This window comes from Maribacter sp. R86514 (assembly GCF_044597005.1).
Taxonomy (GTDB): domain Bacteria; phylum Bacteroidota; class Bacteroidia; order Flavobacteriales; family Flavobacteriaceae; genus Maribacter.
Genome location: NZ_CP138999.1, coordinates 1098790 through 1124305, shown reverse-complemented (window position 1 = coordinate 1124305; position 25516 = coordinate 1098790). Strand labels below are relative to the sequence as shown.

29 protein-coding genes are annotated in these 25516 nt (G+C 35.2%); 5 read left to right on the top strand and 24 right to left on the bottom strand.

Going from position 1 to position 25516, the window contains the following annotated elements:
• Window positions 1-5: 5 nt before the first annotated feature.
• The 8 genes from SJY30_RS05080 to thiM all read right to left on the bottom strand — a co-directional run bounded on the left by SJY30_RS05080 (window position 6) and on the right by thiM (window position 5824).
• Window positions 6-986, bottom strand: coding sequence for a PLP-dependent cysteine synthase family protein (locus SJY30_RS05080; RefSeq protein WP_396634517.1), 981 nt, complete (start codon window positions 984-986; stop codon window positions 6-8).
• 106 nt (window positions 987-1092) lie between these two features.
• Window positions 1093-1482, bottom strand: coding sequence for a RidA family protein (locus tag SJY30_RS05075; protein WP_396634516.1), 390 nt, complete (start codon window positions 1480-1482; stop codon window positions 1093-1095).
• Window positions 1483-1627: 145 nt separating this feature from the next.
• On the bottom strand, window positions 1628-2191 hold the full coding sequence (locus SJY30_RS05070) for a Crp/Fnr family transcriptional regulator (RefSeq protein WP_396634515.1): 564 nt from the start codon (window positions 2189-2191) through the stop codon (window positions 1628-1630).
• Window positions 2192-2350: 159 nt separating this feature from the next.
• Window positions 2351-2923, bottom strand: coding sequence for a Crp/Fnr family transcriptional regulator (locus tag SJY30_RS05065; protein WP_396634514.1), 573 nt, complete (start codon window positions 2921-2923; stop codon window positions 2351-2353).
• A 43-nt stretch (window positions 2924-2966) separates the two neighbouring features.
• A complete protein-coding gene (thiD, locus tag SJY30_RS05060; protein WP_396634513.1) occupies window positions 2967-3779 on the bottom strand; it encodes a bifunctional hydroxymethylpyrimidine kinase/phosphomethylpyrimidine kinase in 813 nt (270 codons plus the stop codon).
• Window positions 3767-4420 (bottom strand): thiaminase II, encoded by a 654-nt coding sequence (gene tenA, locus SJY30_RS05055; protein WP_396634512.1) that lies wholly within the window; start codon window positions 4418-4420, stop codon window positions 3767-3769. The genes thiD and tenA overlap by 13 nt, the downstream gene beginning before the upstream one ends.
• On the bottom strand, window positions 4399-5040 hold the full coding sequence (gene thiE, locus SJY30_RS05050; RefSeq protein WP_396634511.1) for a thiamine phosphate synthase: 642 nt from the start codon (window positions 5038-5040) through the stop codon (window positions 4399-4401). Before thiE ends, tenA begins: the two co-directional genes overlap by 22 nt.
• Window positions 5033-5824, bottom strand: a complete 792-nt coding sequence (gene thiM, locus SJY30_RS05045) for a hydroxyethylthiazole kinase (RefSeq protein ID WP_396634510.1) — start codon at window positions 5822-5824, stop codon at window positions 5033-5035. Before thiM ends, thiE begins: the two co-directional genes overlap by 8 nt.
• Before the next feature lie 197 nt (window positions 5825-6021).
• Here thiM and SJY30_RS05040 point away from each other — a divergent pair, with 197 nt between their 5' ends.
• A complete protein-coding gene (locus SJY30_RS05040) occupies window positions 6022-7035 on the top strand; it encodes a hypothetical protein (protein WP_396634509.1) in 1014 nt (337 codons plus the stop codon).
• Window positions 7036-7065: 30 nt separating this feature from the next.
• Here the strand turns inward: SJY30_RS05040 and SJY30_RS05035 are convergent, their stop codons facing one another.
• The 14 genes from SJY30_RS05035 to SJY30_RS04970 form a co-directional block, all read right to left on the bottom strand.
• The gene (locus SJY30_RS05035) at window positions 7066-8166 is read right to left on the bottom strand and encodes a polysaccharide lyase family 7 protein (RefSeq protein WP_396634508.1); all 1101 of its coding nucleotides are present in this window, start codon (window positions 8164-8166) and stop codon (window positions 7066-7068) included.
• A gap of 98 nt (window positions 8167-8264) precedes the next feature.
• Window positions 8265-9221, bottom strand: coding sequence for an NAD(P)-dependent alcohol dehydrogenase (locus SJY30_RS05030; RefSeq protein WP_396634507.1), 957 nt, complete (start codon window positions 9219-9221; stop codon window positions 8265-8267).
• 21 nt (window positions 9222-9242) lie between these two features.
• A complete protein-coding gene (locus SJY30_RS05025; RefSeq protein WP_396634506.1) occupies window positions 9243-10175 on the bottom strand; it encodes a carbon-nitrogen hydrolase family protein in 933 nt (310 codons plus the stop codon).
• A gap of 34 nt (window positions 10176-10209) precedes the next feature.
• The gene (locus SJY30_RS05020) at window positions 10210-10935 is read right to left on the bottom strand and encodes a siderophore-interacting protein (RefSeq protein ID WP_396634505.1); all 726 of its coding nucleotides are present in this window, start codon (window positions 10933-10935) and stop codon (window positions 10210-10212) included.
• 71 nt (window positions 10936-11006) lie between these two features.
• Complete coding sequence (locus SJY30_RS05015) at window positions 11007-11858, bottom strand: SDR family oxidoreductase (RefSeq protein ID WP_396634504.1); 852 nt, start codon at window positions 11856-11858, stop codon at window positions 11007-11009.
• Window positions 11859-11949: 91 nt separating this feature from the next.
• Window positions 11950-12576: a ferric reductase-like transmembrane domain-containing protein gene (locus SJY30_RS05010; RefSeq protein ID WP_396634503.1), complete on the bottom strand. Its 627-nt coding sequence runs from the start codon at window positions 12574-12576 to the stop codon at window positions 11950-11952.
• Window position 12577: 1 nt separating this feature from the next.
• Window positions 12578-12775, bottom strand: a complete 198-nt coding sequence (locus tag SJY30_RS05005; RefSeq protein ID WP_396634502.1) for a hypothetical protein — start codon at window positions 12773-12775, stop codon at window positions 12578-12580.
• A gap of 1 nt (window position 12776) precedes the next feature.
• Window positions 12777-13400, bottom strand: a complete 624-nt coding sequence (locus tag SJY30_RS05000; protein WP_396634501.1) for an O-methyltransferase — start codon at window positions 13398-13400, stop codon at window positions 12777-12779.
• 172 nt (window positions 13401-13572) lie between these two features.
• Entirely contained in the window at window positions 13573-15027 is a 1455-nt protein-coding gene (locus SJY30_RS04995; protein WP_396634500.1) for a nuclear transport factor 2 family protein, read from the bottom strand.
• Window positions 15028-15134: 107 nt separating this feature from the next.
• The gene (locus tag SJY30_RS04990; RefSeq protein ID WP_396634499.1) at window positions 15135-15998 is read right to left on the bottom strand and encodes a helix-turn-helix domain-containing protein; all 864 of its coding nucleotides are present in this window, start codon (window positions 15996-15998) and stop codon (window positions 15135-15137) included.
• 108 nt (window positions 15999-16106) lie between these two features.
• On the bottom strand, window positions 16107-17099 hold the full coding sequence (locus SJY30_RS04985; protein WP_396634498.1) for a 2-hydroxyacid dehydrogenase: 993 nt from the start codon (window positions 17097-17099) through the stop codon (window positions 16107-16109).
• Between the two features lie 79 nt (window positions 17100-17178).
• On the bottom strand, window positions 17179-17751 hold the full coding sequence (locus tag SJY30_RS04980) for a DUF2911 domain-containing protein (RefSeq protein ID WP_396634497.1): 573 nt from the start codon (window positions 17749-17751) through the stop codon (window positions 17179-17181).
• Between the two features lie 101 nt (window positions 17752-17852).
• Entirely contained in the window at window positions 17853-18614 is a 762-nt protein-coding gene (locus SJY30_RS04975; protein ID WP_396634496.1) for an SDR family NAD(P)-dependent oxidoreductase, read from the bottom strand.
• Window positions 18615-18724: 110 nt separating this feature from the next.
• Window positions 18725-19453: a phosphatase PAP2 family protein gene (locus tag SJY30_RS04970; RefSeq protein WP_396634495.1), complete on the bottom strand. Its 729-nt coding sequence runs from the start codon at window positions 19451-19453 to the stop codon at window positions 18725-18727.
• 182 nt (window positions 19454-19635) lie between these two features.
• On the opposite strand from SJY30_RS04970, the gene SJY30_RS04965 reads away from it, so the two are divergent.
• On the top strand, window positions 19636-20478 hold the full coding sequence (locus tag SJY30_RS04965; protein ID WP_396634494.1) for a 1,4-dihydroxy-2-naphthoyl-CoA synthase: 843 nt from the start codon (window positions 19636-19638) through the stop codon (window positions 20476-20478).
• A 515-nt stretch (window positions 20479-20993) separates the two neighbouring features.
• On the opposite strand, the gene SJY30_RS04960 is transcribed toward SJY30_RS04965, so the two are convergent.
• Window positions 20994-22328, bottom strand: a complete 1335-nt coding sequence (locus SJY30_RS04960; protein ID WP_396634493.1) for a serine hydrolase domain-containing protein — start codon at window positions 22326-22328, stop codon at window positions 20994-20996.
• 72 nt (window positions 22329-22400) lie between these two features.
• Window positions 22401-22805, bottom strand: coding sequence for a DUF2452 domain-containing protein (locus tag SJY30_RS04955; RefSeq protein ID WP_396634492.1), 405 nt, complete (start codon window positions 22803-22805; stop codon window positions 22401-22403).
• A 106-nt stretch (window positions 22806-22911) separates the two neighbouring features.
• Here SJY30_RS04955 and SJY30_RS04950 point away from each other — a divergent pair, with 106 nt between their 5' ends.
• The 3 genes from SJY30_RS04950 to SJY30_RS04940 are packed head-to-tail and all read left to right on the top strand — an operon-like array spanning window position 22912 to window position 25513.
• Entirely contained in the window at window positions 22912-24423 is a 1512-nt protein-coding gene (locus SJY30_RS04950; RefSeq protein WP_396634491.1) for an FG-GAP repeat domain-containing protein, read from the top strand.
• A gap of 5 nt (window positions 24424-24428) precedes the next feature.
• Entirely contained in the window at window positions 24429-24854 is a 426-nt protein-coding gene (locus SJY30_RS04945) for a 3D domain-containing protein (RefSeq protein WP_396634490.1), read from the top strand.
• Window positions 24851-25513, top strand: a complete 663-nt coding sequence (locus SJY30_RS04940) for an N-acetylmuramoyl-L-alanine amidase (protein ID WP_396634489.1) — start codon at window positions 24851-24853, stop codon at window positions 25511-25513. Before SJY30_RS04945 ends, SJY30_RS04940 begins: the two co-directional genes overlap by 4 nt.
• The last annotated feature ends 3 nt before the right edge of the window (window positions 25514-25516 follow it).

Genomic DNA, 25516 nt, shown 5'->3' with positions numbered 1-25516 from the left:
AAAGGTTATTCTATATAGCCTTTTTCACGCATCCAATCATCATTAAACATTTTACCAATATAACGACTACCGTGGTCATGAAACAACACCACAACGACATCATCTTTGGTAAAGTGTTCTTTTAACTGCAACACGCCTTTAATGGCAGATCCGGCGGAATTGCCTAAAAACATGCCTTCTTCTTTTGCCAAACGTTGTGTGTATACCGCGCCGTCTTTATCGGTTACTTTAGTGAAACCGTCAATAATGTCAAAATCCACATTTTTTGGCAGAATGTCTTCACCAATACCTTCGGTTACATATGGGTAGATTTCCTTTTCATCAAAAATGCCCGTTTCGTGGTATTTCTTGAAAACACTACCATAGGTATCTACACCCCAAACTTTTACATTAGGGTTCTGTTCTTTTAAATACTTTCCTACTCCAGATATGGTTCCGCCTGTACCTACACCAACCACAAAATGAGTGATCTTACCTTCGGTCTGCTTCCAGATTTCTGGTCCGGTGCTTTCGTAATGTGCTTGGGCATTACTAGGGTTGTCATACTGATTTACATACCAACTATTCGGAATTTCCTTTGCTAATCGTTTAGAAACCGAATAGTACGATCTTGGGTCTTCTGGTTCTACAGCTGTGGGACAAACCACAACTTCTGCACCTACTGCCCTTAAAATATCGCACTTTTCTTTAGACTGTTTATCCGCCAGTACAAAAATACATTTGTAGCCTTTTACAATGGCGGCCAATGCTAGTCCCATTCCCGTATTTCCAGAGGTTCCTTCTATAATGGTTCCACCAGGCTTTAGTCTTCCATCAGCTTCTGCATCTTCGATCATCTTTAACGCCATACGGTCTTTAACCGAGTTGCCTGGGTTAAATGTCTCGTACTTAGCCAATACCAAACAAGGTAACTCCGCCGTAAGTGTATTAATTTTTACAAGGGGAGTGTTACCAATTGTACCAAGTATATTTTCTGCGTATTCCATAGCTGCTTTTAAAGTCGATCAAAGTTATAAAACTAGATCGACCAAAGCAAAATTGTTGCAGATACATCAATTATTTAATTTTTTCGCCTACGTGTTACAGCAATTACTATCGTACAACGGTGACTTCTAATTCAACTTTTAATGTTTCAAAAAGACTTTTTACTTCTAAAACGGTACTAGCCTGTTTTATTCCGTGCTTTTTTACCCAGGCTTGAAAAATATCAAAAGAGGTAAAAAATTCATCTGATGAAGTGGTGTAGATATTTAATCGTACAATATTGTGGCATTGATACCCTGCCTCGTCAATGACTTTTTCTAAATTCGATATGGTGTCTATAAGTTGGCTTCTCATATCGCCATTACTTGATTTCCCTTCTGCATCAATTGCCGTTTGTCCAGAAATATATAAGGTTCCTTCTGGTTTTATTACCTCTATTGCCTGAACATAACTTCTTTCATTCTGCCAATCCCAAGGGTTGATAATTCTTTTTTCCATTTGCTTCTTTTTTTTTGCTAAACATGATGACACGGTAGTTTATTAATGTGTCATGATGAATAGCTTTATTATAAGCGACAAATATTTGAATAATGAAGTGGTTCTAGTGTGACAAACATCACAATTTTAAACGATGAAAACTCTTTTAAGAAGAAAGTCTACTAAGCGTCTCACGAGAAACACCTAAATAAGAAGCCAATAGCGTTTTAGACACGCGTTGAAACAATGCTGGATACTGTTTCAGTAATTGCTCATACCGCTCATTTGCACTTGATGTTAGAAAAGATATGATTCTGTTTTGTGAAGCTATATGCCCCAAATTGGATTTTTGAAGGAAGAAACGCTCCATTTTCGGTAATTCGGTCGATAGTTTTTGATAATCGCTTAGACTAATGGAAAACACCACTGTGTTCTCTATACACTGTAATGACATTTTAGCTTTCGATTGCGTAAAATAAGCTGAAAAATCACTTTCCCACCAATCTTCCATTGCAAATGATACAATATGTTGTTTTCCGCCTTGGTCCATATAAATTAATTTTAAAAGTCCAGTAACTACATAATAGCAGTAATCTACATCTTCTCCCTGTTGAATAAGAAAGTCGTTTTTATCATATTTCTCAAATTTAAAATGGGGTAAAACAAAAGCAAATTCATCATCTGTAAGAGGAATTAATTTGTCTATATGTTCTTTTAATTTTATCTCCATGAATAATTAAATCTATAAGGGTGGCGTTTAATTGCTTTTAGCGGATGATAACGAAGTTCGTTTTTACAAAAATTGAAAGCAAATAGCTATAAAGTAAGTTATAATCAAGCTATTAACGAAACTGCTAATACACTACTCGGTTAAAATAGGCGGTTTGAGTTAGAACTCCTTTTTAATCTTGCTCAAAAATTCATGTGTAATACCCAAGTAACTAGAGGTTTGCCTGTCTGTAAGTTTTGAAGCGATTTCTGGATATTTGGAGGTGAAGTGCCGGTACCTTTCTTTAGCTGTCAAACTTTGATTACGCACCAATCGTCTTTGCCAGGCAACTACAGATTTTTGGAACATAATGCGAAATAGTTTCTCTGCCGATGGTATGGCTTCGTATAATTTTTCTTTATCAGTTTGAGAAATGATCAACAACTCACTGTCTTCAAGTGCTTGAATATTAAGTTCAGATGGTTTGTTGTTCATGAAACTATCAATATCCATTAACCACCAATCTTTTGTAGCAAAAAATAGGGTATTTTCATTTCCCTTTTTATCCAATGTGAATGTTCTAAAACATCCATCTAGTACAAAGCCTTCAAACTTGCAAATTTCACCTTGTTGCAATAAATACGCTTTTTTAGCTAAGGACTTGGGTTGAAAATAACGACACAATTCTTCTTCTTCGGCTTTCGTAAGTCGAACAATTTTATTGATATGTGCAATAAGTAAATCGTACTTCATTTTACGTATTTCTCGTAATGAACCTTATTGGTTTAAGATACTATTATAATCCGAAATGATTAATAGGACCGTTACCTTGACCTAAGATTTTATTTTTACCCGCAGCAATGGCTCGGTTTACATAGTTGCATCCTTTTGTAATGGCTTCTTCCATAGATAAGCCTAAACTTAAATATGCGGCAATGCTTGATGATAAACTGCAACCTGTACCGTGAATATTTTTTGTATTTACTTTCGGATTGGTTATTAAATTGACTTTTTGGGTTTCATGAACATAGCAAACATCTGTCATTATAATAGTTCCATTATCCAAATGTCCGCCTTTTAGAAGGACCGAAGTTTGGTAGCGCTCCCCAATTTTCTTTGCCATCTCTTCCATGTTTTCATTATTAATCTTAGCGTCAATCAATAATTCTGCTTCTGGAATATTAGGAGTAATTAAACTAACGTTTGGTAAAAAATCCTTTAAACAGGCAATGGCATCATCAGCAATTAATTTATGACCGGATGTACTGACCATCACAGGATCTAAAACGATATTCTTTGCTTTGTATTCGCTTAATTTTCTTTGGACAACCTTTATTACCTCACGCGAATGAAGCATGCCGATTTTTATGGCTCCAAAATCAATATCACTTAAAACAGCATCTAATTGCTTTTCTAAATGAAAGGTTGGTATGGCATGTATGTCGGTAACTCCCATTGTATTCTGCGCTGTAGTTGCAGTAATTACCGTAGCGGCATAAGCTCCGCAAGCACTAATACTTTTAATATCTGCCTGTATGCCGGCACATCCGCCAGAATCGCTACCGGCAATACTCAATACACTTTTGTAAGGTGTTTTTAAATCTTCCATGGTTCTTTATTGTAAGCGCTGTCCCAAAACATCCATTCTAATTTAGAGGCTTTTTCAAAAGCAGTTTGCATTTTTTGCAAAACTTCTTCAGAAGCGTTTGCAGCATACTTATTGGTGATAATTATGGCATTATTTACCGAGGTGGCGAACTCTTCTCCACCATAGGTATCTATCCAATCTTGATAGGGGTTATCGGCTTTGTTCGATTGGTTGGCCTGTATGTAATCTCCTATTTCTTTGTAAATGGTAAAGCAAGGCAGTACGGCAGCTAATGCTTCTTCTAAAGAATGATTCGACACTATGCGACTAAGATAACTGGTGTATAATTCGCAGGTAGGTGAGGGCACGTGTGCCAACTGATTGTTCTTTAGAAAAATTTGATGTAATGCATTTTCTACATTGATGATCCCTGTGGCGGAATCTAGAAAAAATTGGGTATCATCGACATGCTCACATTTTACACCTACAGTTGCCAATATCTTTTTATATTCCGCCAAATACATGGCATCTTGATTAATGTAAAATTGGAATACTTCTTTAGATAGCGTGCCGTTCATCAGTTCTTTAATGAAAGATTGCTCTTTTATGGCTTCTAGAATATCATCTGTTTGTTCTCTTGCTAATTTATACCAGTCTTGCATATAATTTCTTTAAGTTCTTTTGTTGCCGCTTCTGGGTTTGCTGCTTTTGAAATGGCAGAAACCACTGCTATTCCGTCCGCGCCATTTTCTATGATTTCTTTAGTGTTGGCTTTGTGAATTCCGCCAATACAGACAATAGGCTTAGAATACAGTTCTCTAATAGCTTTAAGTCCCGATATACCCAAAGGCTGTGCTAAATCCGTTGTCTTCGTATTGGTTGAAAAAATAGGGGAGATGCCAATATAATCCGCTGCCTGAGCATTTAACTGCACAGCTTGTTCTGTGCTACTTACCGATAGTCCAATAATCTTACCATTGCCCATTAATCTGCGTGCTACATCATAGGGCATATCGGCCTGACCGATATGTACGCCGTCTGCATCTATGGCAAGTGCAATATCCAAACTATCATTAATGATCAGTGGAATTCCGTAATTGCTACACAATTCTTTACCACGCAATGCACGGTTATAAAATGACAAAGTATCTAAAGTTTTCTCTCGTAATTGAATGATGGTTGCCCCGCCTTGAAGGGCGGCTTCTAGAATGGCAAAGAAGGTATTGTCATCCTTAATGCTATCATCCGTCACGAACATTAAAGCGTAGTCCACTTTAGGCATTGGTCTTGACTTTTGCGTCTAAAATTTCCGAAGTAATATCATACAAGCTGTCATAGAAATTCATTTGAAAACTTCCTGGACCGGCGCTCTTTTCATTTGCCAAATCTCCTGCAACACCCATAATTGCCATTGCTACAGTTGCCGCCATATGTGCATTTTCTTCTACACCTAAGCACGCACCTACCATTGCAGTTGACGTACAGCCCATACCGGTGATTCTCGCCATAAGCGGACTCCCGTTTTCAATTTTACTAACAGTATCTCCAGTGATGATATAATCTGTTGCGCCACTGATTACTACGGTATTGTTGAATTTCTTTGATAGTAGGGTAGCGCCTTCAATAGCATCTTGGGTATCTATAGTACTATCTACACCTTTTGTAGAATTGGTCAGTTTTGCCAAGGCCATAATCTCGGATGCATTACCACGAATTACATTGGGTGTAGCTGTCTCTATAATTTTTTGGGCAACTTCTGTTCTATATGCAGATGCACCGACACCGACCGGATCAAATACAAACGGAGTGTTGGTTGCTTTAGCTTGCTCTGCCGCCATAAGCATACTTTCTACCCATTTTTCGCTCAGCGTACCCATATTGATAACCAGCGAAGAAGAAATAGTAACAATATCTTTAACCTCCTCAATAGCATGAGCCATTACAGGAGATGCGCCAACGGCTAATAATGCATTGGCAGTATTATTCATGACTACATAATTTGTAATGTTATGAACTAACGGTCCTTTAGTTTTTACTTGTTCTAATACGGATGAAATATTACTCATTTAATAATTGTATTCGGTTATCATATAGAACAACTAAGATCGTCATTTTTCATAAAAAATAGAACATAGTATTGTGTTGCTTATTTAATAAGTTATTAACGAGGATTCTTTTTCCTTTAAAATAATCACAACTTTATTTCGTTTTATTCTAGTTGTTGTAAACCAGCTTTAACCATATTATTGGAAACTAAATAGTTATGAAAATTATCATTAAAAGTATCTTATTGTTTTTTGCATTTTTAACATTTTCCTGTTCTTCTGATGTAGAAGAAGATACTATTATTATCGATAATATTGTCGAGGAAAAGGAAGTTATAGAAGGAGTTGATTTTGTAAGCGCTACATTGGTTGAAGACACGCTTGGCAAAAGTTTCAGCGTTTGTTTTGTACATGAGGATAAGATATATGCAACTGCAGAAAACGAAACTTATATGTTTGACTTTGCAACGAGTTCATGGAGTTTATTGGCAACGGATGACGACACTCCAGATTTTGAACGAGGAATAAATTTTATTCGTAATGATAAATGGTATAGGCTTGTTAGAAAAGGTTTGTATACATACGATTTTGAAATGGCAAATTGGGAAAGGATAAAATTACTGACCAATACATTTGGTATCTTTTCAAACGAAGGTTTTTATGTTGAAGACGACGATGCTGTTTATTTCGTAGATCAAACGAATGGTAAAGAAAATATCTTTATTTATGATTTGTTGACCAATGAATTGGGTATTCATGGCACATATACCAATGATGGTGGTTGGTATCCTATTTCATCTAATGCATTCATCTATAACAATACCAATTATTTAGTTAGTTTGAATAATTGGAATAGTATGAAGGTATCTACATTCAATGATAATTTTACAACTTTTGAAACAGTAAATAGCTTAAGTGTTGAAAATCAGTTAGATGGTAGTGTTGCTTGTCAATTTGGAGATTATTTCATTTTTGGACTAGGAGGTGTACCTACAGTTGATGGAGAAGGTAATATTACCCATGACCCGTCTAATATAAATTTTTACTATTACAATGTTCTTACTGATGCTTTTGGAACTATGAGCACTCCATTTTATGAGAAACGTAGAGGTTCTCATTTAGTTACATATAATAATGAATATTACCTTGTAGGTGGTTATACTATTAAAAATGAAAGATCAGAAATAACATCAAAAGTTGAGAAGCTTGAGTTTAAAATTGTGGAAAAGTAAGATGAATCGAATTAAATAGGTAAATAATATTTAATCGTTTTTAGTAAAATAACCTTCATTTGAAACGGCTGCATCGCTAACGCTTATACTGGCTGTTTTAAACCACACTTCTGCATAATTACCATCTGCATATTGCTTTTGAATATCGCCACCATGGGTTTCTGCACCTGAACACCAATTCATGTTTACGGCTGGAGATTTTCCATTGGTTTGATTATATGCTCCTAACTTAAAGAAACAACCTTCGCCAGTGTAAGCTTCTTCTCGTTCCACACCATCTTGACCGATCGGGAAGAATAATTTTTTTGTTTGCTCAGGAATATCAGCTTTTGTAGTGTATTCAGATGCTAATAGATTTTTAGTAAATGTTTTTGTTTCATGTCCGTTACTCATAAATTTCAAGCTCATAATGCCATCTTTTACAACAACCTCATAGCTGAATTCTTCCCCTAATGCAATACCACCTTCTGGCTCTGCAGGATAGGTATCCGCTGTTTCGCCAACCACAGAAAAGTCATTGCCCCAAACTGCCGATGAATAATCCCATCTACCTGCATTATCATCGCCAGCAGTATTTATTTCATAATGCCAGAATACAGAACCCTTTGTTTGTCCTGGGTATTTCTTGTAAAATATTTTTAATGGTTCGTTCTCAAATGCATCGGCACTATGTATTTGACCTACTACTACAGCGTGAGTAGCAGCAACACGAGCATCGCCCGTTGATGATACGTTCATTACTTTTAGTGTAGCCGTTAATTTATCGTCAGCCGTTTCTGGATACCACTTTTTAATTTGTGCCAACTCCGTTCTCGTATTATTAGAGGTGCCATGTGTATCACCACCATTGGGCGCTTTAAATACTACCCATTCTTCTCCATTTTCATTTTCAGTATAGAAGAAGTCCTTATTTTCAAAATCATTGGCAATACCAACATTTGACCCATCACCTAAAATCAATTTCCAATCATCGAAAAACGGAATTACGTCACTTGCATAAACGGTTTTATCGGACTGGTTTTCTGCGGATGTATCTTCGGTTGAATCTGATGTTTTTTTAGTAGTATTCTTGCAACTAGTAAAACAGAAGACTAATAGTAATGAAGTTAAGGCAATAGAATATTTTTTCATTTTTCTTACGGTATGAACCGATAAGATATGAATAGTTTAAGTGTTTTAAGAAGAATCTTGGAATATTCGTTTACCGCAAAGAGAAAGGTTTACAATATTTAAAGTGTATTATTCCAAACCATAACCACTTTACCTCGGGTTCGCATTTTCTCTAAATGTGTAATTGCATCTGGTATTTGAGTATATGGATATATCTTTTCAATATGAACCTTCATCTTATGGTCTTTTACTAGAGGTGCCAAAATTTCTAAATCTTGGGTGTTCGCTTCGGCTGTAAATTGGGTTAAAGGGAACTTACTAAATGCATTTTTAAAAAGAACAGAAACCATATGACTCATAGTGGTAAAACCAACAATAACGCCCCTTTTACCCATTCTTTTATAGTCGGCATGTTTTAGGTTTCCGTGTGTATCAATAATTAAGTCGTAATTACCATTATGTTCATGAATGTTTACGTTATCATAGGCAATGACATTATCGGCACCAATTGACTTTACAAAATCAACATTTTTGTTGGAACAAATCGCAGTTACTTTAGCACCATAAATTTTTGCTATTTGAACTGCAAAATGACCAACGCCTCCTGATGCTCCATTAATCAAGACAGATTCTCCATTTTGTAACTTACCATGAGTAATTAATGCTTGGTAAGCGGTCTGTGCGGCAATAGGCATGCCTGCCATTATTGGGAAATCTATATGCTCTGGTATTTTTGCGCAAACGCTACTTTTTACGCTTAGGTATTCTGCAAAAGCACCACCTTCTATTGATTCTCCAAACACTTTATCGCCAATATTAAAAGCTTTTACAATAGTGCCAACATCTTCAACAATACCTGCAAAATCAGCGCCCAAAATGGGCTCTTTGGGTTTAAAGAGTCCGAATGAAAACCGAGCAAAAAAGGGTTTTCCACGAAGAATATGCCAATCTGCCGGATTTGCCGAATTTGCCATTACTTTTACCAAAATGTGATTATCCTTAACTACAGGTCTGGCAACTTCTTCAAGTTGTAGCACTTCTGGACCGCCATATATTCTTTTAGTAAAAGCTTTCATCTTTTTGAAAATTTTGTATGCTTAAGTTAATCCTTTTTCGACCTTAATATCTGGTTGATTTATAGTATTAAATTCGAAAATATCGTTACGTGAATAATGACCGATGACATCAAAATCTAACTTTGCATGTACTATTTGATCTAAATCTATCTCTGCAATTAACGCTCCTGCTTTATTAAACAAAGGACCCGCAATTACTTTACCTAATGGAGAAACGATTATACTACCACCACGACACAGATTTTCAGGTTCGTTGGCAACCAAATGTTTGTATTTTTCTGGATACATGGACTTTTTATAATACTGATTACAGCCCAAAACGAAGCATCTGCCTTCTAATGCAATATGTTTCATGGTAGATGTCCATTCCTCTCGGGAATCTGCCGTAGGTGCTATATAAATCTCTACACCCTTTTTATACATCGACATTCTCGCTAACGGCATGTAATTTTCCCAGCAAATGAGTCCGCCAAGCTTTCCTATTTTTGTATTAAAACTCACCAAGGATTTTCCATCATCTTCACTCCAGATAATACGTTCGCTGCCTGTAGGTTTTATTTTTCGGTGAACACCTAAAAAGCCGTCAGTAGGGGAGATGTACAGCATGGAGCAATATAGACTACCATTGTTAGATTGCTTTTCTGTAATGCCAATCACCAAATAAACCTTCTCGGTCTTGGCTAGTTTCACTAATCTTTGTAATTCTTTACCTTTTAAATCTAAGCTGTTGTTATGGTAGTCGGCATATAGCTTTCTGCCTTCGTCAGTTCTACTGCCCACAACGGCACCAAAAGAAAAGCCTCTCGGATAACCAGGAATAATAGATTCAGGAAAAACGATTAATTCGCATCCTTGCTTGGCATGGGTTTTTACAAGATTTTCTATTTTATCGATAGTTTTATCTATGTCAAAGAAAACAGGACTATCTTGAATAAGGCAGACTTTTACTTTCATGGGTATAGTATATATACCCTGTAATATATAGCAATTATTCCAATCCCTTTTTCTCAGGATTCCAAAAAGGTTTGGTTTTTATTTGTTTGGTACTCCAGTTCAGTTCTTTTCTAAAGTAATTGGTCAATGTTATACAAACCCTACTATCACCTGCAATGTACTCCGTTTTAATACCTTTCATCTCAGGTACGATACCTTTTAATGAACTTATGATTTCAGAAGATGGGTTCTCATTCATTTTATGAAATTGAAACGGTGTAGTACCATCAATATCAGAAAAGAAATCTTCATTTGTTTGACTGTAAATTAAGCTATTTATCTGTTTACTTTCCGGAAGATTTCGATTGATGATATACAAGTGTGATAGTGCCGATAAATCGCCGATCATTAGATAACTATCTGCCGTATCATCTATTAAAAACTTACCTTTTTTCCATTTAAAATACACCGTATCATTAGGGGTACAGCTTTCTGCCCATTTTGCACCAATACCTTGGCTATGCGTTGCTATGGCTAAATCAATAGTGTTTTTATCTTTATCGATATCCCAAACACTATAACTCCTAACTTTATCTTTCATAGAAATTTCATCTTGTCCAATGCCCACGCCTAATCTTATAAAGTGCCCTGGCACAAAATCATACGAAGCAACGGCATCACTCTGAATCCGAATTTTATAGACCGAATCTGACAGTTTTGTTTTTTCTATTATGGTTCCTTTTTCAAGGACTTTTTTTATGATGGTTTCAACTATTCCCATATGCTATTATTCAAAATTAAAGACAAAGTATAAGGTATTTAGAACACCATATACTTTGTCTTTAAATGTAATTAGTGATTGTTCTTAAACTCAGAAATCATCTCAAAAAGAGATTTTGGAGCTCTACCAGTTGCTTTCTCATAATCTGAAGGCACATTATTCGCTCCGCTTTTTATACCCTCGTAAATGCCTGCAATTACCGTACCCATAAAATCACCTAATGCGGCTTTTCTATCTGCTGCATAACTATCAATTGTTACTGAATTATAGATCAAGTTAGTACCATACACTTTATTGATGTTTTCGGCCAACTCACTTTGTGTAACGGGTTCACCAACTAGGTTATAAATATTGCCATTGTGTTTATCTTCAATGAGTAGCTTGGCATACGCATAGCCCAATTCTTCTCTGCTGGTAAAGGTGCATTTTCCTTGACCCGCACAGTTTTCTATTCTTCCTTCTTTTACATAGGTATCTATATATTCCAAATCTGGTTCTATGTAAATTCCATTTCTACCTATAACCCAATCGAGTCCAGACGCCTGTACATCTTTTTCTGTTTGTCTATTACTTTGTACGATAGGACTAAAAGCATTCTCATTCTCATCACCAACAATACTGGTGTACACTATTTTTTGTACTCCATTTTGTTTTGCAGCTTCAATCACATTTCTGTGTTGCTGAATTCGTTTTTGAGGTTCATCCATGCCAGATACCAAAAGAACTGCATCTACACCCTGTAATGCTTCATTGAAATCTTCGCGGCTATTGTAGTCTCCTTTTCTGATTTCTACATCTAAATATGTCGCTTTTTCAGGTGTTCTGGCAATGCCAATGACATTTTCTTTGCCTATTAAATTGATAAGATGCTTTACAATTGATGCACCTAATTTTCCACTTGCCGATGTTACTACTATTTTCATTTCATTTTATTTTTTACTCGTTAATTGAAATTATATTTAATTCCTTATCTCAGAATCAACTGTTTGTTATATAAAATACTACTTAGCTTTCTTAAGCTGATTGAGTTTTATTCTTTCTTCTGCTCATAATTTTCTCTTTTACTGACGGAATTCTAATTATGAAACCAATACCCACTATTACCGCATAAATAATCCATGTTTTTTCTAAAATGGCTACGTGCAAAAGGCTAAGTATAATCGCTGCATATGCCCAACTTTGAAGCTTTTTCCATGTCCCTTTTAATTTTTTCATCCACCTTCTATTAGAAGTGAACAATAACGGAATCAATATTAAAACAGCTATGAAACCGGCTACATAATTGAACTGGGTAAAGGTTTCTGAAAAACCTTCTGCCCATATGAATATCACAAAATGCAACAAACTCCATACTGCCGTAGCAATGCCCATAGCTTGTCTTACAAATAGATTGTTAATACCAAATAGGATAAAGAAAGGGGTACAAGTCAACACAGCTGTCATCCATCTTATTGAAAATTCACCTGTGATATGATATAACATTTCTAAAGTTGACATGCCTTCTTTACCACCATTTTCAACTAAAGTCAAAACAAAACCATTGGAAGTATCTATTTTAAACATATTGCTTAAATTAAACATGGGCAATATTGCTAGAATGGTTACAATGATCCAGCCATAATTCTTTTTTAAAAATGCCATATTATAATGAGGCTTTTAATTCGTTCAATTGTTTTTCCAAAGCTTCTGCTTTGTCCTTAAATTTTTGCATTGCCTTTTTCATTTGACCAATTTTTTTGAATGCTTCATTATCTTGTACTGCGGTGTACGTTGTTACACCATCTTTTTCTTTGAATTTCGACTTGCTACCACATGTTCGGCAAATTTTTATATCACTCATACTATTTAGATTTAATTATTACCACTTTACCGTCATACTTTGGTATTAAATGGTATTTGTTTGTTTGCTGAATCGCTTTTAAAAATCGTTTTGTATCATGCATTTCCGCATTATCCACATATACTCTTGTTTTACTATGAAAATTAGGTTCTAGCATCTGAAAAAGGGACAAGTTTAGATTTTTCCATCCATCAAGAAATAATAAATCTATAGGTTTTGAATACCCTTTTAATGTATGGATAGCATCGCCAATTCTCATTTCTATTAAGTGATCAACACCTGCATTTTTAAAATTCTCAATGGCTTTTTTTGCTTTAGAATCTATAAGTTCGGTTGTAACAATACTGCCATTTGTTTCTAGAATTCCCTCGGCTAAATACAAGGTAGATATACCGAATGAAGAACCAAATTCAACCACATTTTTCACTCGATTTTCTTTAATGAGCTGTACTACATCTTCCCCTTGCCTTTTTGAGATTGCCAGATAGGTATCTTTAAAATGTATTGGTTGAATAGGACCTAGAATGCTTTTCGTCAAAGCCTTCATTATTCTTATCTCATCAAATTTGGCATCTTCGAACAAATCTGCCAATGTAGATGCTATTTGTTGGTGTGCTGCAATCATAATATTTGAACCTTTTAAAAGGAATAACCGTGTTACCGGCTATTCCTTTTCAATTAATTTTATAGACACCGCCAAAGGGTATAATACCCTGAGGCTTGCCTCGAATTTAAAAGTTTGTTTCCTTTGAATGCCTCATGGGCTTGCCCTTAGGGGTTTTTCTCTCTAGAGCGGATCAGAATTTTCCGTTCTCGTTTTTCCATTCAGATTTTGCTGGTATCGTAGCGATAACATCCCAGTGTTCTACTATTAACCCATCTTCTAATCTAAATAGATCATAGTAAGCGGTATGGTCACCTTTACCGAATTTGCCTTCACTAACACTTAGTACAAAGTTACCTTGACCCAAAACCATATGTAGTTCCTCATACTGCATTACCAATCCGTTTTCAGCAAAATATTTCATAGCCGCCCCAAAACCATCCAAGCCATCTGCTACTGCAGGATTATGTTGAATGTATGTTGTTGGGTTAATGTAATTGGCTACTTTATCCATTTCATGATTTAAAAGCACGTTCTCTATAAAACCTCTAACTACGGCTTTATTCGCTTCTGTTTTATCTAAATCAGTCAAAGTAATTGCACCGTCAAATTGAGTTCTTCCACTTGGGTTTGGCTTTTGAACAGGTAATAGGTTGTCCCAGTGCTCAACAATTAATCCGTCTTCGAATCGGAAAATATCAAATCCTGCTTTTGGTCCGAAGAAATCATATTCAGTGTGCGTAAACACATAATCCCCATCTTGAAAGGCACGTAAAACGTTTGCTTTAAATCCGCCTTCCGGGGCATGTTGCATTACTTCTCCAAAACCTTGTAAGCCATCTGCTACTCCTAAGTTGTGCTGAATGTACTTATTGGGATTAATGTAAGAAATAGGTGTTTGGTCACCTGTATTGAAGCTGTTCAATAAAGCTACTACTTTATCTTTATTCGATAATATAACATTCTTCAAAGAAGTAAGCGATTGAAATCTAATCATATATATGGTCGACTGATCCATCTTCCCCATAAATTCTTTAGCTACTGCAGCGTTCATAAAATCATTGATTACTGCATCTGAATGCGCTTTTGTATCCCAATACGCAACAGCAACTTGTTCGCCGGCTTTATTAGACCCGGTAATTCGTTGTAAAAATCCGGTTTGTTTTTCGCTGAATTCTGGTCCAACTCTATCATTTATTGCATTAAAAGCTTCAACATTGGCACCTTCTTTTAATTCAAAGGTCATTACTTCCGTAAATGTGCTATTGCCTGCCGTAAATTCATCGGTTGTTGTAAAACGGGACATTTTCATTGTGGACCCATCGATCTTACCCGCATAGTTGGCAACAGATTCATCTGACATAAATTTATTCATTGAAGCTTCTGCATCGGCAAGTGATTTCCAATATACCAATACCACAAATCTTCCTTGTTCGTCAACACCACTTTGACGTCTAATAAAACCAGGCTGCTTACTTGTAAAAGTTTCTTCTATTTCAGCATCAAGTTCATTAAACTCCAATTCGCTTACGGTTGTTTTGATATTGAAACTGGTTACCTCTAAAACAGTTTCAACTTTTTTTTCTGGGCTGTTACAGCTAGCTATCGCCATTGCAAACAGACTAATTGCAAATAATTTTGATTTCATAATTTTCATTTTAGTTAATACTAAGTGTAATTCTACACTGCAAAACTAAAATGGGAATGATGGTATTCCGTTATCAATATGAGACTAAGAATGGTAAATATGCGCAATTATACTGAACTGACTCTGAACGCCTTAGGAGAAACACCAACATTTTTTTTAAAAAATTTGGTGAAATTTGACAGCTCGTCAAAGCCAATTTCATACGCTATCTCTTTAAAACCATTATCTGTACTGACAATTGATCTTTTTGCCTCAAGAATTACGTAACCGTCTATAAAGGTTTTAGCCGTACCCAATGTAAACTCCTTAACCACTTCATTTAGGTGTTTGGTAGTAATGGTAAGCATTTCGGCATAGTCTTTCACATTTCTTGTAGTAGCATAATTTTGCTCTACTAAATTTTTAAATGCTATAAAAACCGTATAGTTCTTAGCGTTATTTTGAGGTGATTGCTGATTATATTCCCGTTCAAGTCTCAGTAAATAGAGATTGATCAAAGAGGCTACTATATTGTTTCTTGCAAAGGTGTTTGAATTTGTAAGTTCTGCATTCAATTCTTGTAAAAAAGAATGGTTGAGCTCCTCGTTTTGTGAAATAGGGGATGTCACGTGATAATTATACAGATGCGATATCATATTGATCGAGGATTTTGAGAAGTGGTTCATGACAAAATCTTCTGTAAACAACACCAAAAATCCTTTATAAGTAGCATTTTTTTGAAAGGCATGAACTTGACCTTTTGCCAACTTTAGTACCGAACCTTTTTTAACGGTATAATCCTTTAAGTCTACTTGATGCGCACCCTTACCCTCACTAACTATCAGTAAGGCAAAAAAATGAATTCTATGCGGTTGGGTAGGGTTGTGGTCTGCTATTTCAGGTATTCTAGCAAAAAACTGTGTTAAGTTCAAACATTCGAAACTATGTTTGTTTTCGGCATCTTGAAATGATATGTCTGGTATATTTTTCAAGGTTTACATTTAGTTTACATGTTTTGGAATACTAAAAATAAGCTAATTCATTGCAAAGGATTAATTTATAAATGTATATCTATAACTCATCTATCAAATGTATAAGCTTTATTGCCGGACCTCATTGACTAATTCGCTTCCGTTTTCAAATGCTTTTATATTCTCTAAAGTTATAGTAGTTATTTGATCCATGGCTTCCTTAGTAAAATACGCTTGATGAGAAGTAATTAATACATTTGGGAAGCTTAATAGTCTTAATAACATATCATCCTCAATAATAACTTCAGAATGGTCTTCGAAGAAAAGATTCTCTTCTTGCTCATAAACATCAACACCTAAATACCCAATTTTCTTATTCTTAAGGCCCTCAATGGCATCTTCGGTTTTTATCAATGCACCACGGCTGGTATTAATAATCATAACTCCGCCTTTCATTGATGCTATAGAGGCTTTATTTACTATATGCTTGGTATGCTTGTTCAGCGGGCAATGAAGTGATAAAATATCGGACTGTTCAAAGACCTTTTCCAATGGCATATATTCAACACCTAGTTTTACTAAATTCTCGTTTTCAGCAATATCATAGGCGATTATCTTACACCCGAATCCTTTCATGATTTTACAGAATGTTTCTCCAATTTTACCTGTACCGATAACGCCAATAGTTTTGTTGTTTAAATTGAAACCTATAAGGTTTTTAAGTGAAAAATTACCTTCTCGTACACGGTTGTAAGCCTTATGTGTTTTACGATTTAGGGTTAGAATTAATGCCAAGGCATGTTCAGCAACCGCTTCTGGAGAATACGCAGGAACTCTTACTACTTTTATGTTCTCTTTTGCAGCAGCATCTAAGTCTACATTATTGTAGCCGGCACAGCGTAATGCAATTAAATTTATACCGTTCGTTTTGAGTATGTTAATTGTTTCTTTGTTAACTATGTCATTTACAAAAACGCAGACTACATCACAATCTGTGGCTAATTTAGCCGTGTCTTTGTTTAGGGCAGTTTCATAAAAAGAAAAACTATAGCCGAATTCTTCGTTATATCTTGCAAAGTATTCTTGATCGTAGGTTTTGGTACTGAAAACTGCAATTTTCATAAGTAGTGTATTGAAGTTATTTTATAAAAGCACTAATCTGAATTAAGACTATCGATGTTCAAGTATGAAATAGTTAATATTAATAGCTTATCGGTATTTCGACCCGGTCCATATCCCAAGCGATATACATTAAAGCAATACCGTTCTCAGAATCTTCAAACTGTATGGTAAATTCTTCTACTGGTTTATTATTATGTAATACATGCGCTTCTATTCTTAATACATCATTATTCTCATCGTAACTATAATGACCCCACTGATCTACATCTTTATTGAATATGATCGTCCAAACTTCTTCGGTAGGTATGGCATACATGGTATAGATACCTTTTCTAAGTAATTTTCCATCTATGTTTACATCTTTGTATACTTTAATCTCTGTAGCTTCATTGGCACCTAATCGCCAAATTTCATTGTATTTGACCATACCATCAAAAACCACACGACCATTTTTTTGAGGCCTACTATAATCTACCCTAAGAATGGGAGAATCTGGTAGGTTTCTTTCAGGAGCAAATTTTATGTCATGGGCAAAATGATCAGGTAAATACACTCTGTCTAAAGGGCTTTTATCAAGCCCTCTAAAGTTTTGGGAGAAACCAGCGAATGTAACGAAACTGAAAAATGCACAAAAGAGCGTAATTATTTTCATAATAAAAGATACTTATATGGTTAGTCATTTAACTCTTAAATGTAATAATTATAGGAACTAAACGATTACCATAAGTGCAGAATAATTATTAATAGGTAGATTTATAGCATCATTCCACCAGTTGCTTCTATACGCTGACCATTGATCCAACCGGCATCTTCTGTACATAAAAAAGCAACAATACCACCAATATCTTCTGGTTCACCAACTCGACCAAGTGCGGTGTTACTACTGATTTTTTCACGTCTTTCCTCATTATCCTTATTTGCCCCACCACCAAAGTCTGTTCCTACAGCACCAGGGGCTACTACATTTGCACGTATTTTTTTATCGCTTAATTCTTTTGCCAAAAATCTTGTTAATACATCTATACCACCTTTCATACTTGCATAGGCTGAAGAGCCAGGTATCGTTACCCTTACCAAACCAGATGATATATTAATTATTCCGCCACCATCATTTAATTGTTCAACGGCATGCTGAGTTAAGAAATAAACTCCTTTTAAATGAATGTTCATCATAGCATCAAAATCGGCTTCGTTAGTTTCTAGAAATGGCTTGTAAATTCCCGTTCCTGCATTATTTATCAAGTAATCGAATTTAGCGTTACGGTAATTTTCATTTAAATACATAGAAATCGTTTTAAAGAAACTAGAAAAATTAGAGGTGTCACTGGTATCTAATTGAAACGCTACTGCCTTTTGACCTAGTTTTTCAATTTCCTTAACAACCTTCTCTGCAGCAGCTTTTTTAGAGTGATAGGTTAAAATAACATCCAAACCTTTTTCTGCGATTTTCAATGCGATATTTTTCCCAATTCCTCGGCTACCACCGGTTACCAATGCTATTTTCGATCTTGACATAATTCTAGTTCTTAAAATTTATTTGTGTTTTTATAGCTTACTAAAATATCAATATCCATTTTTTAATAAGGTATAAGCAAGGTTATTAATATATTAAAACTTTATACCGTTTATGTTTTAGGATCACGTTTGAACAACTGAATCAAATCGAATACCAATACGCAGAAAACTACCCAAATGAAGCCGGCAATGAAGCCACCTGCTATATCCGAAGGAAAATGGACTCCCAAGTAAATCCTACTTATTCCGATACTTAAAATGATTGTTATTAATGTAATGACCAATACATATTTCATCACTTTCTGAATATTGAACTTGGTGACGAGAAAAATTAGAAATCCGTAGAATGCCATAGCACTCATTGCATGACCGCTAGGATAACTCAACGTTTCTACAGAAACCAAGTGCTCTATTCCCGGTCTTGCACGATCAATAAATCTTTTTAGCATCATATTAGAGATTGTGGCCAATGCTAAAACCAAAGTTGCTTGAACGATATATTTCCAACGTTTAAAGACCACCAGAGAGACAATAAGAAAAATTGTAAGTACTATCAAATAACCATAGGTATCGCCAACATTGGTCATAAATTTAAAATAGGATGTTAACTTTGGTGAACGATAAGAGATTACATAGTCTGTAATCGCCGTATCATAATTGGCAAGGGTTTCTGTTTTTAAGGTACTTGTTAATTCTACAAATAAATTAATTCCGCCGACGACGATGACCAAAGCGATTATCACTGTAATTACATAAGGTAATGTTGTATTATATTGGTTTAGTTTGTCAGCTAAAAATTCTCTTAGCGATTTTATAAATGTAAAAAGCGATTGTTTCATGAAGGGTACTATTTATTTGTGCGTAAACATAACTTTTATTGAGTACAACTAGTGTTTCATACAAATTGATAACTGACTCGATTGAGTTAACCATTAAATTTTAATTGGTTACTTATTTTTCAAATTTGGACAGGTATACTTTGAACCCTTATCTTTATACGATAATAGAATTGTTAGAAATTATGAAATCACCCAACTGGAAAACAGCTATAGAATTTGATGATATTACATATAAAAAATGTGACGGCGTAGCGCGTATTGCTTTCAACCGACCTAATGTGCGTAATGCTTTTAGACCACATACGACAAGTGAGTTGATCAAAGCTTTTTATGATGCTCAAGAAGATACTTCTATTGGAGTAGTTTTGCTTTCTGCGGAGGGACCTTCTACTAAAGACGGAATATGGTCTTTTTGTTCTGGTGGCGATCAAAAGGCTAGGGGAGAAAAAGGCTATGTTGGTCAAGATGGTCAGCACCGTTTGAATATACTTGAAGTACAACGTATGATTCGTTTTATGCCGAAAGTGGTTATTTGCGTTGTACCTGGTTGGGCCGTTGGTGGCGGACATAGTCTGCATGTGGTTTGCGATATGACTTTAGCTAGTAAAGAGCATGCTATTTTTAAACAAACCGATGCCGATGTTACCAGCTTTGATGGTGGATATGGATCTGCCTACCTAGCTAAAATGGTGGGACAGAAAAAAGCACGTGAGATTTTCTTTTTAGGTAGAAACTATTCTGCACAAGATGCTTTTGATATGGGTATGGTAAATGCCGTAATACCACATGATGATCTAGAAGACACCGCTTTTCAATGGGCACAAGAGGTCTTGGAAAAATCACCAACTTCTATAAAAATGTTGAAGTTCTCTATGAACTTGACCGATGACGGAATGGTAGGGCAACAAGTATTCGCCGGTGAAGCAACAAGATTAGCATATATGACCGAAGAAGCAAAAGAAGGTAGAAACGCTTTCTTAGAGAAACGTAAACCTAATTTTGGTAAGGATAATTGGCTACCGTAATATAGCTGTTGGCTGTTGGCTGTTGGCTGTTGGCTGTTGGCTGTTGGCTGTTGGCTGTTGGCTGTGTTAAAAAAGTTCATTTTTCTCCGGAAAAATGAACTTTTTTAGGCTAAAGGCTTAATGAGATTGTTCAAACGCGAAGCGTTTCCGAATTAATTAAGGAGTACTTAATACTTAATACTTAGTACTTTTTACTTCATACTTTTTGCTTCATACTTTTTTACCTGAAAACTGATACTGCCAACTGAACACTGAATACTGAACACTGAATACTGAAACTGCCAACTGAAAACTGAAAAACGCCCTAAACTAAAAAGAGTCCGATCAGTGACGATCAGACTCTTTTACGAGAACACTATATGAAAATGAAAAATTTTTAATTCGTTTTTAATAACACTGTAAATGTATATATGATTTAGGGTTCTTTGAAACTATTGTTGCCAGATAAGAGAAATCTGTTGTGAACTGCCTAAAAAATGTGGTATTGTGTTGAAAAGGTTAAAATTTTGCTCCTTTTATCGAATAGATGCTATAATTTCTTTCAATAGGGTATTGAATTGTTCATCTGTCTGTTCTTTTAATCCGGTTCTGACGACCACAAGATCTTTTGAGGGTATAATGAAGATACGTTGCCCTTGAAATCCGTTTACAGAATACAAATCTCGTGGAATGTCTTCATACCTACCTTCGGCATTCAGCCAAAAGTGTGCACCGTAAGTTCCGTTAGAATTGATTGTAGGTTTTGCTACATAGTCTGACCAAGATTCTGAAAATATACGCTTCCCGTTCCAATCTCCCTTATTCAGATATAACAATCCAAATTTTGCCCAATCTCTGGTAGTTGCCCATCCGTATGAAGACAAAATATAGTTGCCAGATAAATCCGTCTCCAAGAGCATAGAATTCATTCCTATTTTATCAATCAGTTCTTTATATGGAAAATCTAAATATTCTTGATGGGAGCTGAATTGCTCTCTTAGAATACCAGACAGCAAATTTGTGGTGCCAGAAGAGTAGTTCCAAATTTCTGTTGGCATGGCTATTATTCTTTTATTACGTTGAGACAAAGTCATGTCAGAATCCAAGAAAAGCATTCGAGTAACATCTGAAATTTTAAAATAGTTCTCATCCCATTCCAATCCGCTTTGCATACGTAAAAGGTGATTCAATGTTATATTCGTTTTCGGATTCTTCATGCTGATTTCTCCAGAAAATGGCTTGTACTCCATATCAATTTTATCTTGATATTCTAAAATACCATAAAGCGTAGATAAAATACTTTTGGTCATTGACCACCCAAGAATTTTGGTATTCTTCGTAAACCCGCGAATGTAACGCTCTCCAATAATTTGATTTTTATGAACAACTAAAAGAGATCTTGTTTTTTGTTCTATATCCTTAAAAGCATTTTCAAAGGCGACCTCTAATTTATCATAAGCTACATTTTCTAAAACAGTATCGACAACACCGTTATTTCCATAGGGGAAAGGCAAGGTGTCTTTTACAATAAATCTATTGGGGACAATGTCGAAATTATGTTTAGCATATTCCTTATTGGTCAGTACTGCACCAATTCCTTCCTTATAAACTGCTGTTCTGGGCATAAGACCATATACCTTGGCCTTTGCAGATTTATTTTCATCTGACACCTCTGTATCTGCCAATTTAATCAAAGGCATATCATTATCGTTCAATGTAATGTCATCAGCATCTCTATTTGCAATAAAAACACTAGAAGCCATGTTTTTAGAAGCATAACCAGAAATTAGATTTAGTTTTGGGTAGTTAAAATATGCAGCGGCAATAATACCCACTAATACAATGCCTAAAATCAGCTTTGTTTTTCTCATTATTATAGTATTCTTTATGAAATTGAAATAAGCTGGTATTTTATTTTGATATATACTGCACTATTAACCCGATCATTTTATTTTTTCCCACGTTTTATCTGAAGTAAGCTTAAAACTACCAACATAGTCAAAGTTACATTCTTGAGGTAAAATCAATGATAGAAATGTACTTTCATCTTTTGCTTTATACAAATGGTATTCTTTACCAACAATAGGCTCAAAGCTGAATTTAGCACTGTATACTAGATTATTGTATTCAAAATTATCCATCAGTTTTTTATACGATTCTTGTAATGCTTCATATTCTGCCTTAAACTGATTATTGGCACTTACAATATGTGTATTCTTCCAAGAAGTTACATCTGGAGGAGTGATTTTTGGAGCCGATACTCCTGTTGCAAAAGGTGATAGTTTACCATGATACTCTTGAGTATCTTCATTGAAAACTACATTATCTGGTTTCTTTTCTTTTTTCATAGCCCTACAAATTTAAATAAAAGCAAGCATTTATATCTTGCTAGATTATAAACGTATGGGTATCTTCCATTTTCACTTATAATTTAAATACCATTATTGAATTCAAATGGATTTTAAGTCTTGTCTTTGCTTCATTTTATTGTGTTCGCTTTTTTCGTGTAATACGGAAAAGCCTTCTAGAGAAGTTGTTCTTTACAATAGCTATTGCGCTAGCTGTCATGTTGCTCCAGATATTCAATCATTACCTAAAAATATTTGGCAAGATTATGTTTTACCAGAAATGGGAGCTAGAATGGGTATTATTACACCAGAAAAACATCCCTACTATAAATTACCGTTTCATGAACAAATTGCTGTAATAAAAACAGGTGTATATCCTTCAAAACCATTGATACCTATAGAAAATTGGGACTTATTACAAAAGCATATTATTGAGCTTGCACCAGATAGTTTAAATAATGACAATGCCATTGTAGAAAGTACATCGCTATCTCAATTTAAAACCAAGCCCATTAGTCTTGATAGTATTGGAGGTAGCTTAATTACCTACATAAAAGTAGAGGACGATTCAAAAAATATAATTACGGGTACTCGTAACGGACAGTTAAACGAGTTTAACCTCAATAGAAAAACTTCTAAGTTATTAGGAGATTTTAATTCTGCCATAATTGATGCTAGAATACTTAACGATAGTATTTATGTCACAAATATGGGAAAGATGGACCCTAATGAAATCCCAAGAGGGCAATCTGTAGTACGCCATGGTAATGCTACCGCTGTTTTGCAAGATTCATTACATAGACCTGTACATGCCGTTTATTCTGATTTGAACAATGACGGAAATGAAGAAATTGTTATTAGTGAATTTGGAGATTTAAAAGGGAAACTGACTTTACTGGAAAAAGATAATTATGGTTTTTATAAAGAAAGAACGCTATTAGATGTACCAGGTGCATTAAGGGTTATACCTAAGGATATGAATAAGGATGGCAAAGATGATTTAGTGGTCATGGTGTCGCAAGGTGATGAGGCTGTTTATATTTTATATCAAGAGGATAACTTAGAATTTACAGCCAAGAAGGTAATACGCTTTAGTCCGGTTTACGGTTCTAGCTGGTTTGAATTAGTAGATTATAATGGTGATGGATTTGATGATATCATTACCGTTAACGGCGATAATGCAGATAAATCATTTGTAAACAAACCTTACCACGGTATGCGTATTCATATGAACGACGGTGAAAATAATTTTGAGGAAACCTATTTTCATCCTTTAAATGGAGCAACACGAGTAATAGCAAATGATTTTGATCAAGATGGTGATTTAGATTTGGCGCTCTTAGCTACCTTTCCTGACTATGAAAACCATCCTGAATATAATTTCGTGTATTTAGAGAATATAAACACTGAGCAATACCAATTTAAGCAGCAGCACTTTAACGACATTAAAATGGGGAGGTGGTTCTTAATGGATGCTGCTGATATTGATGCGGATGGTGATGAAGATATCGTTTTAAGTTCACTTACTTTTTCTTTTACGCCTGTACCAGAATATTTAGAAAAAGCTTGGAAAGAAAGTAAGACCGATCTTTTAATTTTAGAAAATAAGCTACATTAGTAGGTATGATAAAAAAATCTTCCATTATAATAATCTTGATAATAGCTTTAAGCTGTTCAGAGAAACCTATGGATGATAAGTATAATTGGGTTCCTATTAATGTTACCGCAACTGCGTATAACTCCCTGCCATACCAAACGTCTTATGAACACCCAGCTATTACTGCATGGGGAGATTCTATAAAACCCGGTCAAAAATGGATTGCTGTTTCTAGAGATTTATTAAAGAAAGGATTAAGCTATAATACCATGGTGAAGATAGATACCTTTGAGGGTATATTTTTGGTAAAAGATAAAATGCATTCTCGTTGGCGTAACCGTATTGATATTTATATGGGAGAAGATGTAAAGAAAGCCAAGGAATGGGGTAGACGTAAAATTACCATATCTTACGCTGTTGCTAAGGATAGCTTAGAAATTATTGAAGAATGAAACATCATATAATTTACCTTTTGTTCATTTGTATTTTAACTGCTTGTTCTTCTGCCAAAACTATTGTGGAGCATCCCATTACGTTTAATGAGGAGCGTAAAATATTGACGGTAGAATATCTACAAAATAGATATGGTTTAGAGCAAGATTCTCCTGAAATTGAACCTAAAATGATTGTTTTGCATTGGACGGTCATTCCCACTTTCGAAAAATCATTTGAAGCCTTTGACCCGGTAACCTTACCTAATTGGAGACCAGATATTAAAAATGTAAGCGGCTTAAATGTATCTTCTCAATTTATGGTAGATCGAGATGGTACTATATATCAGCTTTTACCAGAAACTACCATGGCGCGCCATGTCATTGGTCTAAACCATTGTGCTATAGGAGTAGAGAATGTTGGTGGTACCGAAGAGCTACCTATGACAAAAGCACAGTTGAATTCTAATATTTGGCTGGTAAAGTATTTGAAAGATAAGTATGATATCGATTATTTAATTGGACATTATGAATACAGCCTTTTTGAAAATCACCCACTCTGGTTAGAAAAAGATGAAGGATATAGAACTGTGAAAACCGATCCGGGAACCGAGTTCATGGGCAAGGTCAGGAATGCTGTCAAGAAATTGAATTTTAAAGAGTTACCAAAAACAAAATAGCAA

Bases quoted from the DNA above. Each gene is read 5' to 3' on its own strand.
- SJY30_RS05015 (WP_396634504.1), bottom strand. From the start codon at position 11,858: ATGAAAATAGTAGTAACATCGGCAAGTGGAAAATTAGGTGCATCAATT.
- thiE (WP_396634511.1), bottom strand. From the start codon at position 5,040: ATGCCTAAAGTGGACTACGCTTTAATGTTCGTGACGGATGATAGCATT.
- SJY30_RS05000 (WP_396634501.1), bottom strand. From the start codon at position 13,400: ATGATTGCAGCACACCAACAAATAGCATCTACATTGGCAGATTTGTTC.
- SJY30_RS05020 (WP_396634505.1), bottom strand. From the start codon at position 10,935: ATGGGAATAGTTGAAACCATCATAAAAAAAGTCCTTGAAAAAGGAACC.
- SJY30_RS05025 (WP_396634506.1), bottom strand. From the start codon at position 10,175: ATGAAAGTAAAAGTCTGCCTTATTCAAGATAGTCCTGTTTTCTTTGAC.
- thiM (WP_396634510.1), bottom strand. From the start codon at position 5,824: ATGAGTAATATTTCATCCGTATTAGAACAAGTAAAAACTAAAGGACCG.
- SJY30_RS05070 (WP_396634515.1), bottom strand. From the start codon at position 2,191: ATGGAGATAAAATTAAAAGAACATATAGACAAATTAATTCCTCTTACA.
- SJY30_RS04945 (WP_396634490.1), top strand. From the start codon at position 24,429: ATGATAAAAAAATCTTCCATTATAATAATCTTGATAATAGCTTTAAGC.
- SJY30_RS04995 (WP_396634500.1), bottom strand. From the start codon at position 15,027: ATGAAATCAAAATTATTTGCAATTAGTCTGTTTGCAATGGCGATAGCT.
- SJY30_RS04960 (WP_396634493.1), bottom strand. From the start codon at position 22,328: ATGAGAAAAACAAAGCTGATTTTAGGCATTGTATTAGTGGGTATTATT.
- SJY30_RS05030 (WP_396634507.1), bottom strand. From the start codon at position 9,221: ATGAAAGCTTTTACTAAAAGAATATATGGCGGTCCAGAAGTGCTACAA.
- tenA (WP_396634512.1), bottom strand. From the start codon at position 4,420: ATGCAAGACTGGTATAAATTAGCAAGAGAACAAACAGATGATATTCTA.
- SJY30_RS05065 (WP_396634514.1), bottom strand. From the start codon at position 2,923: ATGAAGTACGATTTACTTATTGCACATATCAATAAAATTGTTCGACTT.
- SJY30_RS04965 (WP_396634494.1), top strand. From the start codon at position 19,636: ATGAAATCACCCAACTGGAAAACAGCTATAGAATTTGATGATATTACA.
- SJY30_RS05080 (WP_396634517.1), bottom strand. From the start codon at position 986: ATGGAATACGCAGAAAATATACTTGGTACAATTGGTAACACTCCCCTT.
- thiD (WP_396634513.1), bottom strand. From the start codon at position 3,779: ATGGAAGATTTAAAAACACCTTACAAAAGTGTATTGAGTATTGCCGGT.
- SJY30_RS04940 (WP_396634489.1), top strand. From the start codon at position 24,851: ATGAAACATCATATAATTTACCTTTTGTTCATTTGTATTTTAACTGCT.
- SJY30_RS04980 (WP_396634497.1), bottom strand. From the start codon at position 17,751: ATGAAAATAATTACGCTCTTTTGTGCATTTTTCAGTTTCGTTACATTC.
- SJY30_RS05035 (WP_396634508.1), bottom strand. From the start codon at position 8,166: ATGAAAAAATATTCTATTGCCTTAACTTCATTACTATTAGTCTTCTGT.
- SJY30_RS05005 (WP_396634502.1), bottom strand. From the start codon at position 12,775: ATGAGTGATATAAAAATTTGCCGAACATGTGGTAGCAAGTCGAAATTC.
- SJY30_RS05010 (WP_396634503.1), bottom strand. From the start codon at position 12,576: ATGGCATTTTTAAAAAAGAATTATGGCTGGATCATTGTAACCATTCTA.
- SJY30_RS04955 (WP_396634492.1), bottom strand. From the start codon at position 22,805: ATGAAAAAAGAAAAGAAACCAGATAATGTAGTTTTCAATGAAGATACT.
- SJY30_RS04975 (WP_396634496.1), bottom strand. From the start codon at position 18,614: ATGTCAAGATCGAAAATAGCATTGGTAACCGGTGGTAGCCGAGGAATT.
- SJY30_RS04985 (WP_396634498.1), bottom strand. From the start codon at position 17,099: ATGAAAATTGCAGTTTTCAGTACCAAAACCTACGATCAAGAATACTTT.
- SJY30_RS04950 (WP_396634491.1), top strand. From the start codon at position 22,912: ATGGATTTTAAGTCTTGTCTTTGCTTCATTTTATTGTGTTCGCTTTTT.
- SJY30_RS04970 (WP_396634495.1), bottom strand. From the start codon at position 19,453: ATGAAACAATCGCTTTTTACATTTATAAAATCGCTAAGAGAATTTTTA.
- SJY30_RS05040 (WP_396634509.1), top strand. From the start codon at position 6,022: ATGAAAATTATCATTAAAAGTATCTTATTGTTTTTTGCATTTTTAACA.
- SJY30_RS05075 (WP_396634516.1), bottom strand. From the start codon at position 1,482: ATGGAAAAAAGAATTATCAACCCTTGGGATTGGCAGAATGAAAGAAGT.